This window comes from Methylovorus mays (assembly GCF_020531915.1).
GTDB classification, from domain to species: domain Bacteria; phylum Pseudomonadota; class Gammaproteobacteria; order Burkholderiales; family Methylophilaceae; genus Methylovorus; species Methylovorus mays.
On record NZ_JAJAVG010000007.1, the window covers coordinates 31,756 to 47,666 of the forward strand.

Here is a 15,911-nt window from a genome sequence, read left to right on the forward strand (position 1 = left end):
GGACCAGACACCAGCCGTTTTAATCTTCCATCAACGCTTTTTTACTTTTTTTAACTTGTTGAACCGGGAGAATTCATCATGGAAAAGTTTGTTCATTTACTACTCGCTTTTTTACTTTTCGGCCCCGTGTTGAGCGGAATCGCGTCCGGGGAAATGAATGTTCAGAATCTGGAGGTACCCCGCTACACCGCGAGTCAGCAATAAGTGCAACTATTTGAGCCCGGTCTGCGGGACAGCCTGCCATAGCAAGTTTGGGTGGCTGCACTAAATAACTGGGCAGCCAGACTCGCCCGCAGACAAGGTTTTAATCGTCCGCCCACGCCGCCAGAAATTCTTTCCAGTGCGGCCCTTCACTGGCCGCCAGCGTCTGGCGCACCAGCGCAATCTCGCTGGCATATGACTCGGGGTTCAAATGTCCTCGCATCAGCTGAAAGCGCAGGTAGACCAGGTAGGTATTCGCCACATCGGTTTCGCAATAATTGCGTATGGCTTCAATCTCACCGCGGCAGTAGGCATCCCACACCTTGGAGCCATCCATGCCGAGCTTGCCAGGGAAACCGCATAGCTGCGCGATCTGATCCAGCGGAGCATTGGCGCGGGCCTGATACAGTGCCATTAAGTCCATCAAATCCAGATGCCGCGTATGGTAGCGGCTGATGTAGTTGTTCCACTTGAAGTCGCGATCATCCTCGCCCATATCCCAGTAGCAGCTCGCCTGCACGCCGTGAATCAAGCCGCGATAGTGCAGCACAGGTAGGTCAAAGCCGCCACCATTCCATGACACCACATTCGGTTTGTACTTTTCGATACCATCGAAAAACCGCTGAATGATCTCGCGCTCGGGGGCATCCGCTGCGCCCAGCGTCCACACCCGAAAGCTATCCCCTTCACGCATGGCGCATGAAATCGCCACCACCTTATGCTGTTGCAGAGGCAAAAACTCGCTGCCGTTTTGCTGGCGGCGCTGATGAAAGGCAATGCGCGCGACATCTTCAGCAGAAGTTTCAGGCGGCAGATCGTACAGGCGGCGCAGGCCGTCGACATCGGGGATGGTTTCAATATCGAACACAAGGGTCGGGGTCATGGTGTCACTCGGTGAATATCTGGTGAAAAAGCACGGTCAGGCGCTGGGTTATGAAAGGGCTAGCCAGATCGGCATTGAAGTCAGCTGTCCGCAAGCTTACTTCTTGACCCAGCCACTGCCATCCTGCACCCACCAGCCGCCCTGTGCCTTATCGGCCCAGCGCTTGGCGAAGGTGGCGCGGATTTCTGGCTCCCATTCGGGATGCTGGTTGCCATTGGCAATCTCAGCGTAGAGCGCGTTGCGGTCCTTGTTTTCGGCCGCTACCAGGCTATTCAGGGCTTGGCGCTGCGCCAGCGGGACAGCCGCGGCATCACGCACCGCCACCAGACCGTCACGGGAAAATCCGACCGCACCACTGCTATAAAACGGCGCCAGCTGGGCATGGCGCGCCTGCATGCTGTTTTTGATGGCACTGATGGCGGGCGTATTGATTTCAAGATCCGCCGCCGCATGTGCCGGGCTCAACGACAGCCACATGCTCATCATGAGGCTGAAGACGATAATGATAGTTTTCATGGGGAATCCTTTATGGCGCGGGTTGAACGGCAGGTGTTTCGCCAGCCGGGGCAGTCGGGGCCGCTTTTTTGTCCTGCAGTTGCCAGACATCATCAATGATGCGATCGGCGGCTTTTTCAGCGGCAGCCGCAGGGAAATAAATATTGATAGTGACACAGGCAGGTAGCAGCAATGCGGCGGGCAGCGCCCAGTAAACAAGCTTCATGGTATTAACTCTCCTATTTGATCACCGGTTTGACATTGCTCTCGGTGACGCGCCGGATGCGGCTTACGAGCTCGCTCCAGCCGACCAGGCGATTGTACCCCATGACCGTGATGGCCGGGATGCCACTGCCTTTGACGATAACATAGCCTTGTGGCGCCTGCGCCACGCCATCCATGGTGCATACATCCGCACGCAGGCGGCAACTCAAACCGAGCTTTTCATAATTGAACTGATCAAAAAAGCGCAGCACACTGCGCTGTATGGCGGCCGCCGCCCCCGCACCACCCAGGGCCGAGATATTTTCCACAGCGCGCTGCGAAATCTTGCGCGGATACTTCCCGGGACTGCTCTTGAGTACGGCGTCGAATGCCACGGGTTGCCAGTTCTGCAGCTCCAGATGCTGGATATCGCCATCCAGCTTGCCTTCAATGGCACCAAAGGAAAAGGTGCGGGTGAGATGCCCCAGATCCAGATTGCGCAATTCGATATCGGCATGCAGGCGCGGACTGCTGCCCAGCGGCGTCTGCATGCCCAGATTATTCACGCTGATATTGCCATCAAACAGATTGAAACCCAGCACCCCATCCGTGGTCAGCGTACCGGCGTTGTAGGTCACCATGGGAATGGAGGCCGCCACCTTGCCCGCCATGCGCGGCCAGCCCAGCGCGGTGCTTAGTTCAGGCATATCCAGAGGCGTGAGGTTGGCACGCAGATGCCAATACCACTGTCCGCCCAGCGTGGCCGCAGAGACATCCGATAACACCAGCGCGCCATCCAGTATATTCAGCCGCAGCTCAGGCGCCGTCAGCGCATAGCGGTTGATCTCCGCCTGCAACTGACTCGCGGCCAAGGGCACCTTGAGCAGATGCCCACCGGCAAAGCCCATCTTGACGGGCTGCGCCTGGTCATAATCCCAGGGGATATCGGCATTCAGCTTGTAAAAGGCGAAACGATGCTGCTCGTCTTCCATATCCACATCGCGCAAGCGCAGCTGGAATGCCTGCAATTGACCGGCCTGCCAGTCGGCCTGCAGCGCGACATTGCCGGCCATCTCGACATGCCCAAGGGCGCTCTGCTCCACCATGGGTTTGAGCAGCGCAGGATAAGCCTTGGCCAGATCGACATCAGGAACATCCACATGCAGGGTTTGCCACTTGCGTTCAGGCACTGACCACTTGCCGCTCGCATGCATTGTTGCCACTCCTGGCAGCTGCAACACGGCTTGATCCAGCTGCAAGGCCTGCGCATCCCATGTGCCAGCGGCTTTCAGCGCTTGCCCCTGGCCCTGCAGATAGAGCGGCTGCCAGAACAATTCGCCGCCTGACCAGGTGATGGCCGCATCCCACAGCCAGCGCCCCGCTTGCTGTCGCGCCTGCACTTCTGCACGGGCATGGAGCTTTTCAACGGCATGCAAACCCGCCGCATCGCTGAACTGGGCATCCTGCAACTGCACATTCAGCCGCAAGGCGGGCTGCCCGGCGACGGGGGTGGTATCAAGGGTGAGATTGAACGGGAGCCGAATACGATCGGCGCTGACGAGACCCTGCTGGCATACCCATGCACCGCGCCCGGCAGGCAGCCTGATCTGCCCACACTCGGCGTGCAGGCTGCTCCATGCGGGAGCCTTGGCAAGCTTGATCTGGCTGCTAAGGGCAAGCGCCGGACGCCGGGCAGGCGCCAGCACCAGTTTCACGGCTTTGGCCTGCCAGCCCTCCGCCTCTACCGTGTCGGCTTCAATGGTCAAGCTGCTGGCGGCCATGGCCGTGCTTGGCAGCCATGTCATGCAAACAAAAACAATGAGCGGAATGAGGCGAGTTGAGGCTCGCCAGCAGCCAACCGTGATACGCAAACCAGGCAGATCGCGTCGCGTGATCACGGCTGGCCTGGCTTAACCGGGGAATACCCCGGTGGAGAGATAGCGGTCACCACGATCGCACACGATGGAAACGATCACGGCGTTTTCGACCTTTTTGGACAGTTGCAGGGCGGCGTGGAGGGCGCCACCTGAGGATATGCCAGCGAATATGCCCTCGATGCTGGCAAGCTTGCGCGTGGTTTTTTCGGCATCCGCCTGGCTCACATACACCAGCTCATCGACGCGGCCTGCATCGTAAATACTGGGCATGTAGGCTTCCGGCCATTTGCGAATGCCGGGAATCTGCGCGCCTTCTTCCGGCTGCACGCCGATAATCTGCACGGCGGGATTTTGCTCCTTGAGGTAGCGCGAAGTGCCCATGATGGTACCCGTGGTGCCCATGCTGGAAACAAAATGGGTGACCTTGCCTGCCGTATCGCGCCAGATTTCAGGGCCGGTGCCTTCGTAATGCGCCAATGGATTGTCCATGTTGGCAAACTGGTCCAGCACAATGCCCTCACCTTCCGCTTGCAGCTTCATCGCCACATCGCGTGCCAGTTCCATGCTGCCATCGCGCGGCGTCAATACCAGTTCGGCACCAAAGGCTTTCATGGTCTGGCGCCGCTCCAGGCTCTGGTTTTCCGGCATGACCAGCACCATTTTGTAACCGCGCATCGCCGCTGCCATCGCCAGCGCAATGCCGGTGTTGCCAGAAGTCGCCTCGATCAGGGTATCGCCAGGCTTGATATCACCACGCGCCTCGGCCCGCTTGATCATGGACAGGGCCGGCCGGTCTTTTACCGACCCGGCAGGGTTGTTGCCTTCGAGCTTCACTAATATGGTATTGCTGGTATTGCCAGGCAAACGCTTGAGTTGCACCAGCGGCGTATTGCCGACAAAATCTTCCAGGGTTTTATACATAAAAATTGAATTCAGTTCTTTTTCAGGAATGCGAGATAGACCGCATAGAGGCCCAGCGCCGAGAATGCGATCAGCGACAGCTGCGGAATGGTGAGGCCAAACAGCGTCCAGTCAATAGCCGAGCATTCGCCCGTGCCCTTGAACACCAGTTCCATGGCCTTTTTCATGGGGAAGCTCTCAAACAGGTAGTCAAAGCCCGCGCCACACTCGGCCATCACCTTGTCCGGATTCGCCTGTATCCACATGTGCCGCGCCGCGATCACCACGCCGGTCACCGCGGCTGCCAGGTGCAGCAGACCATACACTTTACGACCTGCCGCCTTGGGATTATGCAAGGCCGCCAGCAAAAACAGCACGCCCAGCACCATGTAGACAATGCGCTGCGAAATGCAGAGCGGACAAGGCTCCAGATTGTGTTTTTGCTGAATATACAAGGCAAAGGCCACCAGACCAAAGCTGGCGATAAAGCCCAGCACATAACCGGTTCTGCCTTGCAGGCATTTAATTGTCATGGAGATTTCCTCAACACTTTATAATCGAGCCATTGTAACGGATTACAGGTAAGCACCGAAATGGCTGAATCAGCGCCCCGCATATTGACCGTGACCGAGCTGAATCGTTTGGCGCGCGACACACTGGAACGCGCATTTCCCTTGTTCTGGGTCTCGGGCGAAATCTCCAACCTCACGCGCGCCGCCTCAGGCCATTGGTACTTTTCCCTCAAGGATGCAGGCGCCCAGGTGCGCTGTGTCATGTTTCGCGGCCGCAACAGCTATCTGGACTGGCAACCACGCGAAGGCGACAAGGTGGAAGCACGCGCGCTGGTCACCCTGTATGAAGCGCGCGGTGACTTTCAGCTCACCATTGAGTTTTTGCAACGCGCCGGCCTCGGCACACTGTTCGAGGCCTTCGAAAAACTCAAGGCAAAGCTGCAAGCCGAGGGGCTGTTTGACCCCGCAAGCAAACGTCCGATTCCAGGGCATCCCCAACGCATCGGCATCGTCACCTCGCCCGATGCTGCGGCCTTGCGCGATGTGCTTAGCACCTTGCGGCGGCGCATGCCCTCGCTGGAAGTCATCATCTACCCCACACCCGTGCAAGGCAAAGGCGCCGCCGTGCAGATTGCAGCCGCCATCGAAACCGCCAGCGCACGCGCCGAAGTCGATGTGCTGATCGTCTGCCGCGGCGGTGGCAGCATGGAAGACCTGTGGCAGTTCAATGAAGAAATCGTCGCCCGCGCCATCCATGGCTGCAGCATGCCGGTGATCAGCGGCGTCGGCCACGAAACCGACTTCACCATCGCCGACTTTGCCGCCGACATCCGCGCGGCGACACCGACCGCTGCCGCTGAACTGGTCAGTGCCGACCGCCAGGCTCTGCTGCAAGCACAAGCGCAACTCAGCCGCCGCCTGAGCCGGGCCATGCAACAGCTACTCAGCCAGCGCATGCAACATATGGACTACCTCACCCGCCGCCTGCTTTCGCCCAGCCAGCAGATTGCCCACCGTGGCCATCAACTGCAGCAGTGGCAATGGCGCCTGCAACAAGCCATGCGCCAGAAGCTGGAACGCCAGACCCGGCAATTGCAAACCCTGCAGCAAAATCTCATGCACCTGAACCCGCAGGCCATTCTCAGTCGGGGCTATACGCTGGCCTATGCGGAAGATGGCAGCCTGCTGAAGTCTGTCCAGACCTTGCAAAAAGGCAACGAGATAACACTGCAGTTTTCTGATGGGCAGGTGACTACAACAGTAGACAGGGTAGATTCACGATGATGCGCTGAGAGTGACGACAAAGTCACATCAGAACTGCCAGCCATAAAAAAAGCCCGGTATAAACCGGGCTTTTTTCAGATCAACGCAAGCGGATTAAGCTTGGTTTTTCTTGGCCTTGCGACGAGCACTGAAGCCAACAGCGGCAATGCCTGCCATCATCATGGCGTAGGTCGATGGCTCGGGTACTGCCGAAATGCAATGCAGCACATAGTCGGATTGGTTGTTGCAGCTACCGCTACCACAAAGACCCGTCACAGCGGTGAACGACAATCCACTCACTTGCTTGTTGCCGAAAGGATTGGCAATCGCCCACAACGCGCCTTCGCCGTAGCTGGCTTCGCTGATGTTGCTCACGGTGCCAGGACCAGACCAGGTAGCCGTCGTCAGACCCGTAGCCGTCAGGAAGTAATCGGCCGTTGTACCATCCATGAAGGTAGCCGTGATCTTGGCGGTTTCGTTTACATCGCCGTACTCAGGACCATCAAACAGCAGACCCAGTGTGATGTTGGTGATGATGATGTTCTTGGTGAAGGAAACATCGATGCTTTCGCCAATATCAATTTCACCAGCGGTCTTGCCGGAAATGCCAATACCGGTGTAACCATCCTGAGTCTTCTTCTGGAATGTGCCACCGTGCGCCGTGAAAGTCGCATCAGTATCCGGAATGAAGTTCGTGAAGGTTTGCGTGGTTTTGCCTTCCTTGAAGTCCGAACCGAAAATGCTGTTGTCAGGATCGCAAACAGAACAACCATCATGCGAAGTGCTGTACTTGCCGTCGCGGTCATGGTTGTCGCCCTTGCCATACTTGAAGCTGGTAGCAGAGGCGTTCAGGCTGAATACAGCCAGAGCGACCATCACGCCGATTTTGAATTTATTCATGATTGAAATTCCCCGTATTTTTTATGTAAGCCATTAAAAATAATTACAAAAAACTTAAAGCCCCCGAGCTCTGCAATGGCATCAGAGCAAGCTTGTGGAACGAATAGTAGAAAATGGGCTGATACGCAGCAATAGTCCGTTTGATTAAAAATATATAACCATCTGTTTATAAATAAAAAAACGTCATTATTTGCCTGTTTTTTTCGCGTGAAACATTAGTCAGCCATCGCTTGCACAACAAAAATAAACTTAAAAAGCTGGACAGGCATTTTTTGAACCCTGTTAAAATTTGCAAACTATCATCCGAAGCCTGTCTGAATGGAATCCGCAAAAACCGGCAAGACCCCGCTCCCTGCATTGGCACTGGCTGCACTTGGCGTTGTATATGGGGACATCGGTACCAGCCCGCTTTACACCATGAAGGAAGTGTTTGCTGTCAGCCCCCACCCGGTTCCGCTGACGCATGACAATATTTTCGGCATCCTGTCATTGATCCTGTGGTCGCTGATCATGATCGTGTCGGTGAAATACGTGGCCTTCATCATGAAGGCAGACAATCGGGGCGAAGGCGGCATCATGGCCTTGCTGGCATTGGCCAGTCGCAACGTGGCAGGTAACGTGCGCAAAGAGCGCATGATCATGCTGATCGGGATTCTGGGGGCCTGCATGTTTTACGCGGACGGCATGATTACCCCTGCCATCTCGGTACTGTCCGCCGTGGAAGGTCTGGAAGTGGCAGCCCCGCACATGCATGGCGCCATCATCCCGATCACCATGGTCGTCATCTTCATTCTCTTCTGGGTACAGAGCAAAGGCACCGCGCTTGTTGGTGCTTTTTTTGGGCCTATCATGGTGCTGTGGTTCGGTACACTGGCGATACTTGGTGCGGTCAACATCATGCACGAACCGCTTGTGCTGCAAGCCTTGAGCCCGATTTATGCCGTACGCTTCTTTGCTGCGGCTCCCTGGGTGGCATTTGTGGCGCTGGGCTCTGTCGTGCTGGCGGTGACGGGCACGGAAGCGCTGTATGCCGACATGGGACATTTTGGCAAAAAACCCATCCGGCTTGCCTGGTTCGGCTTTGTGTTGCCAGCGCTGGTGCTCAATTACTTTGGCCAGGGCGCACTTATCCTGCATGACAATGCCGCCGTTAAAAACCCGTTTTACCTGATGGCGCCGGAGTGGCTGCTGTTCCCCCTGATTATCCTGGCCACGCTGGCGACCGTGATTGCTGCACAGGCAGTCATTTCCGGCGCATTCTCGGTGTCGCGTCAGGCATTGCAACTGGGCTATCTTCCCCGCATGCCAGTCATGCACACTTCCGATAAAGAGCAAGGGCAGATTTATATTCCCCGCGTCAACTGGGGCCTGATGCTGGCAGTGATGGCGCTGGTGCTGGGCTTTGGCTCCTCTGGCGATCTTGCTGCCGCGTACGGCATTGCCGTCACGGGCGACATGGTGATCACCACCCTGCTGGCGGGCGTGGTTTTCCATGGAATCTGGGGCTGGAGCTGGTTGCGCACGGGCGCACTGATCTCGGTGTTCCTGACGGTCGACCTCGCCTTCTTCGGCGCCAATGTGCTCAAAATCCCCGATGGTGGCTGGTTCCCGCTGCTGATCGGCATTGTCATCTTTACCCTGATGACCACCTGGAAAACCGGACGCGATCTTCTGTTTCGCCGCCTGAAAAGCGAAGCCATGGAGCTGGCGCCTTTTGTGGATGCGATTGGCAGCTTCCCTCCTACGCGCGTGCAGGGCAATGCCATTTACATGACGCCCAATCCTTACGGCGTCCCGCACTCCCTGTTGCACAATCTCAAGCACAACAAGGTGCTGCACGAAAAGGTCGTGCTCCTGACAGTGAGAATCGAGGATGAACCTTTTATCTCCCGCCGCGAGCGCATCATCGTCGAAGCCTTGCCGCATGACTTTTATCGGGTCAGCGTGCGCTATGGCTTCAAGGATGAATCGGATCTGCCGCGCGACCTGGAGCTTTGCGCCGAGCAGGGGCTGGAACTGGAAACCATGGACACCTCCTTCTTTATCGGCAAGGAAACCTTGTTCCCTGCCCGCCACTCAGAGATGGCGTTCTGGCGCGAAAAACTGTTTATCACCATGTTCCGTAACGCCGATAGCGTGACCAATCATTTCAAGCTGCCGCCTAACCGGGTAGTTGAGCTGGGGGCCCAGGTCACGTTGTAAGAAGCAACAAAATGATGCCATTGCAATGGCACACTTTAAAATTGAGTCATTGATATTCAGCAGGAGACCATCATGAGAAAAACCCTGATTCTGGCGTTTCTCATCGCCACGACCCAGCTTAGCGGATGCGCCACTACCAGCACGACCAAGTCAGGTGCCGTGGGTGTTGATCGTAAACAATATGTCGGCCTGGTTTCGGAACAGGAAGCCGAGCAGCAATCGGCGCTCGCTTACCAGCAGACCCTCAAAGAAGCCGAATCCAAGAAACTGCTAAATACGGACAGCAAGGAAACCCAGCGTGTGCGTGCCATTGCCGAGCGCCTGATTGCGCAGGTCGGCGTATTCCGGCCGGATGCCCTGAAGTGGAAATGGGAAATCAACGTGCAGGACAGCAAGGAGATCAATGCCTACTGCATGGCAGGCGGCAAGATCATGGTCTACACCGGCCTGCTTGACCAGATCAAACCGACGGACGACGAACTCGCTGCCGTCATGGGGCATGAAATCTCACACGCATTGCGCGAGCATGTACGGGAGCAGATGTCGCGTGCCAAGGTACAGCAATATGGCCTGCTGGGCGCTGCTGCACTGATTGGCCTTTCCACCAAGAGCGCAAACAATGCGACCAAGACGCTGGCACTGGGCGGTGCAGTTGCCGCGGTTGCCCTCACCTTGCCCAACAGTCGCACGGCCGAACACGAAGCCGATGAAATGGGTCTGGAGCTGGCAGCACGTGCGGGATACAACCCCAATGCCGCTGTCACGCTGTGGGAAAAAATGGGCAAGCAAGGCGGCTCCAAGCCACCTGAAATCCTCAGCACCCACCCCTCCGACGAGAGCCGCATTGCCGACATCAAATCGCTTATCCCGACGGTCATGCCGCTTTATGAGCAGGCCATCAGCGGTAAAAAATAAGCTGGGCCATGAGGCTACCCTGTGCGGCATGCCTCACTTCACATTCCTCCCTGCATAACTGCAATTAGGCAGATCAAGCAGGCTCTTTGAGTTAAAATAGCGGTTTTTACGCATTTATCCGGGAACATTCATGAGTCAATTGCAAGCCATCATCGAAGACGCATTTGAGCGTCGTGCCGACATTACCCCTGCCACCGCCACGGCCGAAGTCAAGGATGCTGTATTCAGCGTGCTGGCTGATCTGGACGCTGGCAAGCTGCGCGTAGCAGAGCGCGTGGGCGATACCCAGGAGTGGACGACGCATCAGTGGATCAAGAAAGCCGTGCTGCTGTCTTTCCGCCTGGAAGACAACGTCCTGCTGGATGATGGCGTGACCAAATACTTCGATAAGGTGCCTCCCAAGTTTGCCAATTACACCGAAGCCGATTTCAAGGCCGGTGGCTTCCGCGTCGTGCCTAACGCCATCGTGCGTCGTGGCTCCTATATCGCCAAAAACGCGGTCCTGATGCCGTCTTACGTCAACATCGGCGCTTATGTCGGCGAAGGCACCATGGTCGACACCTGGGCGACCGTCGGCTCCTGCGCGCAGATCGGCAAGAATGTGCACTTGTCGGGCGGTGTCGGCATTGGTGGCGTGCTGGAACCCGTGCAAGCCGGCCCTACGATCATTGGCGATAACTGCTTCATCGGCGCACGCTCGGAAGTGGTAGAGGGCGTGGTGGTGGAAGACAACTGCGTGATCTCCATGGGTGTGTACATTGGCCAGAGCACCAAGATTTATGACCGCGAAACCGGCAGCATCACCTATGGCCGCGTACCTGCAGGCTCCGTGGTGGTCTCCGGTAACCTACCCTCCAAGGATGGCAGCTACAGCCTGTACTGTGCCGTGATCGTCAAGAAGGTCGATGCCAAAACGCTGGGCAAGGTCGGTATTAACGAACTGCTGCGCGGCATCTAACGCAAGATTTGCAGGGCTGCGGGGCTTGCAAGGCTAACCTGGGGACCTCCTGGGTTAGCCTTTTCCATTCATGCGCCAATGGCAATCCGGCATGGGCCCACCCGTTGATAATGCCGGCCTAAAGCAAAGGCCAGGCTGTTAAAATCGATATTTGATTAATTGAGTCAGGCAGGCAGATGAAACTCTACGGCATACCCAATTGCAACACGGTGAAAAAAGCACGTACCTGGCTGGACGATCACCAGATTCCTTATGAATTTCACGACTTCAAGAAGCTGGGAATAGACGCCGCCACGCTGGAACAATGGTTACAGCAAACCACCTGGGAGAAACTGGTCAACCGTAGCGGCATGACCTGGCGCAATCTGTCTGAGACAGAAAAATCCGCTGTCACCGATAATACTTCTGCCATACGCCTCATGCAGGATAAAACCTCCGTCATCAAACGCCCGGTCCTGGTCGCTGATGGCAAACTGCTGGCACTGGGTTTCGATGAATCCACCTACGGAAAGCTGCAAACGTCATGAGTAAAACCCTTGCCCTGGCTCAGGATCTGATCGCACGCCGCTCAGTCACGCCAGAAGACCTCGGCTGCCAGGAACTGCTGATTTCACGGCTTGAACCCCTGGGATTCAAGATTGAGCGCATGCGTTTTGGCGAGGTAGACAATTTCTTTGCCCGGCGTGGCACAGAAGGCCCGCTGCTGGTATTCGCAGGCCATACCGATGTGGTGCCTACCGGCCCGGTCGACCAATGGCACACTCCACCCTTTGAGCCCACCATCAAGGATGGCATGCTGTATGGGCGCGGTGCAGCGGACATGAAGACCTCACTGGCGGCGTTCATCACCTCCATTGAAGAATTTGTCGCCGGGCACCCTGACCATCAAGGCTCGATTGGCCTTCTGATCACGTCGGATGAAGAAGGCATTGCCACCCATGGTACGGTCAAAGTCGTTGAGACGCTGAAAGCGCGCGGCGAGTTGATTGATTACTGCATCGTCGGCGAACCCACTTCCAGCAAGGTGGTCGGCGACATGATCAAGAATGGCCGCCGGGGTTCGCTCTCCGGCAAACTGGTCGTCAAGGGCGTGCAAGGTCACATCGCCTACCCGCACCTGGTCAAAAATCCCATTCACCTGGTGGCCCCTGCGATCAAGGAGCTGGCAGATACCGTGTGGGATAGCGGCAATGAATACTTCCCGCCCACCTCCTGGCAGATCTCCAACATGAACGGCGGCACTGGCGCCACCAATGTGGTGCCGGGCGAAGTCACCATCCTGTTCAACTTCCGCTTTTCGACGGCCAGCACGGCAGAAGGCTTGCGCGAGCGCGTGCATGCCATTCTGGACAAGCACGAACTCGAATACGATCTGCAGTGGGAGCTTTCCGGCAAGCCCTTCCTGACACCCAAGGGGACCCTGGTCGAGGCCATCAGCGCCGCCATTGAGACTGCCTTTGGCGTCACGCCGGAACTGTCGACCAGTGGCGGCACCTCTGATGGCCGCTTCATTGCGGACATTGCCAGTCAGGTCGTTGAATTCGGCCCGCTGAATGCCACCATCCACAAACTGAATGAATGCGTAGGCGTGGCCGATATCGAGCCCTTGAAAGATGCCTACCGCCTGACTATGGAAACCCTGCTGACATGACACACTATCCCCGCCTGAGCGAAGAGCTGATCACCATCCGCGACTGGCTGCGTTTCGCCGTCAGCCGTTTTGAAGAAGCCGGCATTTTCTTTGGCCATGGCACCGACAATGCCTATGATGAAGCCGTCTGGCTCATCATGAGCGCGCTGCATCTGCCGCACGACACGCTGAACAACTTTCTGGACAGCCGTTTGCTGGAGTCCGAACGCAAGCATCTGGCGCATCTGCTGGAGCGCCGTGTCGAGCAGCGCGTGCCGACCGCTTACCTGGTACGCGAGGCCTGGCTCAAGGGCTTCAAGTTCTACGTGGACGAGCGCGTCATCGTGCCGCGCTCGTTTATCGCCGAGTTACTGGAAGATGGCCTGTCACCCTGGATTGATTACCCCGAAATGGTGGAAAGCGCGGCCGATATCTGCACCGGCAGTGGCTGCCTCGGCATATTGCTGGCGCATGCCTTCCCCGATGCCGAGGTCGATGTCGCGGATATTTCCGCCGATGCCCTGGCGGTCGCCAATATCAATATTGCCAATTACGGTTTGCAGGATCAGGTCAAGGCGATTCAGTCCGACATGTTCAGCGCGCTGCAAGGCAAGACTTACGATCTCATCATCAGCAACCCGCCATATGTCGACGCCCCCTCCATGGCCCAACTGCCGGAAGAGTACCGCAATGAGCCGCAAATCGCGTTGGGCAGCGGTACCGACGGACTGGAACATACGCATACCCTGCTGCGCGAAGCCGGTAAATACCTCAATGACGGCGGCCTGCTGATTGTGGAAATCGGCCACAACCGGGATGCCTTGCATGAGGCTTATCCCGACCTGCCATTTACCTGGCTGGAAGTGGAGTCCGGCAACGAGTTTGTGTTCATGCTAAGTAAAAAGCAGCTGCCTTGAGTCATCCGCTGAATAAACACACGAACAGGTCGTTAGATAGATGGGCTGCCGCATCGTAAAGATGTAGGCAGCCCATCCCTTTTATTGATTTATGGCATGCATTCATTGATACGGATCCCTTATCTCGCCGCCTGCCTGCTTGGCACCATGGTTTTGCTGCCAGGCACCGCGTTGGCGGCCAGGGACATTACTGACATTCCGCTAGAACAGCTGGTCGAGACGGATGTGCAGACGGCTGCCGCCATTTCCGAACAGATCAGTCAGTCCTCCTCGGCTGTCAGCATCGTCACGGCAGAAGACATCAAACTGTTCGGTTATCGCACGCTGGCCGATATCCTCTCCAGCATGCGTGGCTTGCAGGTTTCCAATGACCGTCAGTATGACTATATGGGCGGGCGCGGATTTGGCCGCACGGGCGACTACCCTGGCCGGGTCATGCTGCTGATTGATGGTTTTCAGGCCAATGACAATCTCTACAACTCGGCCTACCTCGGGCAGGATGGCCTGCTTGATACCGAGCTGATCGAGCGCGTGGAATATGTATCGGGCCCTGGCTCTGTGACGTATGGCAATGGCGCCTTTTACGGCATTATCAACATCATCACCAAAACCGGCCAGCAGTTTGACGGCACGCAGGTCAGCACTGAATTTTCCAGTCATCAGGGCCGCAAACAGCGCATTACCTATGGCAAGGTGCTGGATAACGGGGCCGATGTGCTGATGTCCGCCTCCACCTTTTACAGCGCCGGGCAAAACCTGTATTTCAAGGAATTCACTACCGGTGGCAGTGATGGCGTGGCACGCGACCTGGATGGTGAGCGAAATCGCCGCTATTTCATCAAGGGCAGTTACGAGCGATGGTCGCTAGAGGGGGGATATGTCTCCCGCTACAAGGACGATCCCACTGCCGCCTATGGCGCAGATTTCAATGCCAGCCCCAGCAGACTGGGGGATGCCAATGGCTTCCTCAATCTCAAATACGATGACACGCTGAGCCCGGTACTCAAGATGTCATTGCGCACGTATTACGGCCAGTACCGCAATGCGGGTCGCTATATATATGACGGAGAGCTGTTCAGCGAGCGCGGAATCGGCCGCTGGTGGGGCACGGACATCAAGTTCGTGGATACCCGCTTTACCGGACACCGCCTGCTGCTCGGCGCTGAGTACCGCCAGGATTACCAGCAGGATTTCGAGTTACCCGGCCTTGCACAGCACAGGCAGACACAAACCATCAGCAGCTATCTTCAGGATGAATACAGCTTGTCGCAGCGGCTGACCCTGAACTATGGTGCAAGGCTGGATATGGGCAATGATCACCTGCACCAGCTATCCCCCCGCCTGGGCATGGCTTACCAACTGAATGAACTGACGACACTGAAAGCCTCGTATTCCAGTGCGTTTCGTCGGCCCAATGTCTATGAAAAATACTACACGGACAACGCTACCCAACGCCCGAATCCGGAGCTGAAAAATGAACTGGTGCAGGCTTATGAGCTGGTACTTGAGCATCGTCCTTTGCCCAATATCCGCCTTCTGGGTTCGGTATACCATTATCAGACCCGGCGCCGGATCGGTTCTGCCAATATCGCGCCAGACACGATTCAGTTTTTCAACTGGCCCGACAGTCACGCCCGGGGAGCCGATATCGAGCTGGAACAGCATTGGGATAATGGCGCGTATGCGCGGGCCAGCTATGCCTGGCAGGATAACCGCGATGATAGCGGAAAGCAGATGATCAACTCGCCGCGGCATATGGCCAAAAGCAGCATTTCCTATCCACTGCTGGGGCCAAGCTTGAATTCCGGCGTGGAGGTGCTTTACATGGGCAAGCGCCCTGACGATGCCCGCGCTACCCTGCCCTCTTATACCTTGGTGAATCTGACCCTGGTATCGCGCCAGGTGATCTCCAACCTGGAAATATCCGCCAGCCTGAAAAACCTGCTGGATCATGACTATACGGTGGCAGCTCCCAGCTATATGCTGCCTGAGCGCATCGCGCAGAATGGCCGCACCTTCTGGCTGCAATGCATCTACGATTTCAAATGATGCGG

The 15,911-nt window shown here is 56.7% G+C and carries 15 protein-coding genes; 8 read left to right on the top strand and 7 right to left on the bottom strand.

Annotated elements, in window-relative coordinates; translation table 11 throughout:
* Positions 1-304: 304 nt before the first annotated feature.
* The 6 genes from LG203_RS08810 to LG203_RS08835 form a co-directional block, all read right to left on the bottom strand.
* Entirely contained in the window at positions 305-1,084 is a 780-nt protein-coding gene (locus LG203_RS08810; protein WP_230345432.1) for a 3'-5' exonuclease, read from the bottom strand.
* 96 nt (positions 1,085-1,180) lie between these two features.
* Positions 1,181-1,600 carry a YdbL family protein gene (locus tag LG203_RS08815; protein ID WP_230345433.1) on the bottom strand — a complete coding sequence of 140 codons (420 nt, stop codon included), beginning with the start codon at positions 1,598-1,600 and terminating at the stop codon, positions 1,181-1,183.
* A gap of 10 nt (positions 1,601-1,610) precedes the next feature.
* Positions 1,611-1,805, bottom strand: a complete 195-nt coding sequence (locus LG203_RS08820) for a hypothetical protein (protein ID WP_230345434.1) — start codon at positions 1,803-1,805, stop codon at positions 1,611-1,613.
* A 13-nt stretch (positions 1,806-1,818) separates the two neighbouring features.
* A complete protein-coding gene (locus LG203_RS08825; RefSeq protein ID WP_230345435.1) occupies positions 1,819-3,588 on the bottom strand; it encodes an AsmA family protein in 1,770 nt (589 codons plus the stop codon).
* Positions 3,589-3,693: 105 nt separating this feature from the next.
* Positions 3,694-4,581: a cysteine synthase CysM gene (cysM, locus tag LG203_RS08830; protein WP_230345436.1), complete on the bottom strand. Its 888-nt coding sequence runs from the start codon at positions 4,579-4,581 to the stop codon at positions 3,694-3,696.
* Positions 4,582-4,592: 11 nt separating this feature from the next.
* On the bottom strand, positions 4,593-5,093 hold the full coding sequence (locus tag LG203_RS08835) for a disulfide bond formation protein B (protein WP_230345437.1): 501 nt from the start codon (positions 5,091-5,093) through the stop codon (positions 4,593-4,595).
* A gap of 60 nt (positions 5,094-5,153) precedes the next feature.
* Between LG203_RS08835 and xseA the strand changes: the two genes are divergently transcribed.
* Positions 5,154-6,356, top strand: a complete 1,203-nt coding sequence (xseA, locus tag LG203_RS08840; RefSeq protein ID WP_230345438.1) for an exodeoxyribonuclease VII large subunit — start codon at positions 5,154-5,156, stop codon at positions 6,354-6,356.
* Positions 6,357-6,449: 93 nt separating this feature from the next.
* On the opposite strand, the gene LG203_RS08845 is transcribed toward xseA, so the two are convergent.
* On the bottom strand, positions 6,450-7,235 hold the full coding sequence (locus tag LG203_RS08845) for a PEP-CTERM sorting domain-containing protein (RefSeq protein WP_230345439.1): 786 nt from the start codon (positions 7,233-7,235) through the stop codon (positions 6,450-6,452).
* Between the two features lie 318 nt (positions 7,236-7,553).
* Between LG203_RS08845 and LG203_RS08850 the strand changes: the two genes are divergently transcribed.
* The 7 genes from LG203_RS08850 (at position 7,554) to LG203_RS08880 (ending at position 15,906) form a co-directional block, all read left to right on the top strand.
* A complete protein-coding gene (locus tag LG203_RS08850) occupies positions 7,554-9,437 on the top strand; it encodes a potassium transporter Kup (protein ID WP_230345440.1) in 1,884 nt (627 codons plus the stop codon).
* Between the two features lie 72 nt (positions 9,438-9,509).
* On the top strand, positions 9,510-10,352 hold the full coding sequence (locus tag LG203_RS08855) for a M48 family metallopeptidase (RefSeq protein ID WP_230345441.1): 843 nt from the start codon (positions 9,510-9,512) through the stop codon (positions 10,350-10,352).
* A 130-nt stretch (positions 10,353-10,482) separates the two neighbouring features.
* Positions 10,483-11,310, top strand: a complete 828-nt coding sequence (dapD, locus tag LG203_RS08860; protein ID WP_230337630.1) for a 2,3,4,5-tetrahydropyridine-2,6-dicarboxylate N-succinyltransferase — start codon at positions 10,483-10,485, stop codon at positions 11,308-11,310.
* A 176-nt stretch (positions 11,311-11,486) separates the two neighbouring features.
* The gene (locus LG203_RS08865; protein WP_230345442.1) at positions 11,487-11,837 is read left to right on the top strand and encodes an ArsC family reductase; all 351 of its coding nucleotides are present in this window, start codon (positions 11,487-11,489) and stop codon (positions 11,835-11,837) included.
* Positions 11,834-12,961, top strand: a complete 1,128-nt coding sequence (dapE, locus tag LG203_RS08870; RefSeq protein WP_230345443.1) for a succinyl-diaminopimelate desuccinylase — start codon at positions 11,834-11,836, stop codon at positions 12,959-12,961. Before LG203_RS08865 ends, dapE begins: the two co-directional genes overlap by 4 nt.
* Positions 12,958-13,857 (top strand): 50S ribosomal protein L3 N(5)-glutamine methyltransferase, encoded by a 900-nt coding sequence (prmB, locus tag LG203_RS08875; protein ID WP_230345444.1) that lies wholly within the window; start codon positions 12,958-12,960, stop codon positions 13,855-13,857. Before dapE ends, prmB begins: the two co-directional genes overlap by 4 nt.
* A gap of 96 nt (positions 13,858-13,953) precedes the next feature.
* Complete coding sequence (locus LG203_RS08880) at positions 13,954-15,906, top strand: TonB-dependent receptor plug domain-containing protein (RefSeq protein ID WP_230345445.1); 1,953 nt, start codon at positions 13,954-13,956, stop codon at positions 15,904-15,906.
* Positions 15,907-15,911 lie beyond the last annotated feature (5 nt).

Coding starts and splice junctions, on each gene's coding strand:
- prmB (WP_230345444.1), top strand. CDS start 12,958: ATGACACACTATCCCCGCCTGAGCGAAGAGCTGATCACCATCCGCGAC.
- LG203_RS08855 (WP_230345441.1), top strand. CDS start 9,510: ATGAGAAAAACCCTGATTCTGGCGTTTCTCATCGCCACGACCCAGCTT.
- dapE (WP_230345443.1), top strand. CDS start 11,834: ATGAGTAAAACCCTTGCCCTGGCTCAGGATCTGATCGCACGCCGCTCA.
- LG203_RS08820 (WP_230345434.1), bottom strand. CDS start 1,805: ATGAAGCTTGTTTACTGGGCGCTGCCCGCCGCATTGCTGCTACCTGCC.
- cysM (WP_230345436.1), bottom strand. CDS start 4,581: ATGTATAAAACCCTGGAAGATTTTGTCGGCAATACGCCGCTGGTGCAA.
- LG203_RS08825 (WP_230345435.1), bottom strand. CDS start 3,588: ATGACATGGCTGCCAAGCACGGCCATGGCCGCCAGCAGCTTGACCATT.
- LG203_RS08815 (WP_230345433.1), bottom strand. CDS start 1,600: ATGAAAACTATCATTATCGTCTTCAGCCTCATGATGAGCATGTGGCTG.
- xseA (WP_230345438.1), top strand. CDS start 5,154: ATGGCTGAATCAGCGCCCCGCATATTGACCGTGACCGAGCTGAATCGT.
- LG203_RS08880 (WP_230345445.1), top strand. CDS start 13,954: ATGCATTCATTGATACGGATCCCTTATCTCGCCGCCTGCCTGCTTGGC.
- LG203_RS08865 (WP_230345442.1), top strand. CDS start 11,487: ATGAAACTCTACGGCATACCCAATTGCAACACGGTGAAAAAAGCACGT.
- LG203_RS08835 (WP_230345437.1), bottom strand. CDS start 5,093: ATGACAATTAAATGCCTGCAAGGCAGAACCGGTTATGTGCTGGGCTTT.
- dapD (WP_230337630.1), top strand. CDS start 10,483: ATGAGTCAATTGCAAGCCATCATCGAAGACGCATTTGAGCGTCGTGCC.
- LG203_RS08850 (WP_230345440.1), top strand. CDS start 7,554: ATGGAATCCGCAAAAACCGGCAAGACCCCGCTCCCTGCATTGGCACTG.
- LG203_RS08810 (WP_230345432.1), bottom strand. CDS start 1,084: ATGACCCCGACCCTTGTGTTCGATATTGAAACCATCCCCGATGTCGAC.
- LG203_RS08845 (WP_230345439.1), bottom strand. CDS start 7,235: ATGAATAAATTCAAAATCGGCGTGATGGTCGCTCTGGCTGTATTCAGC.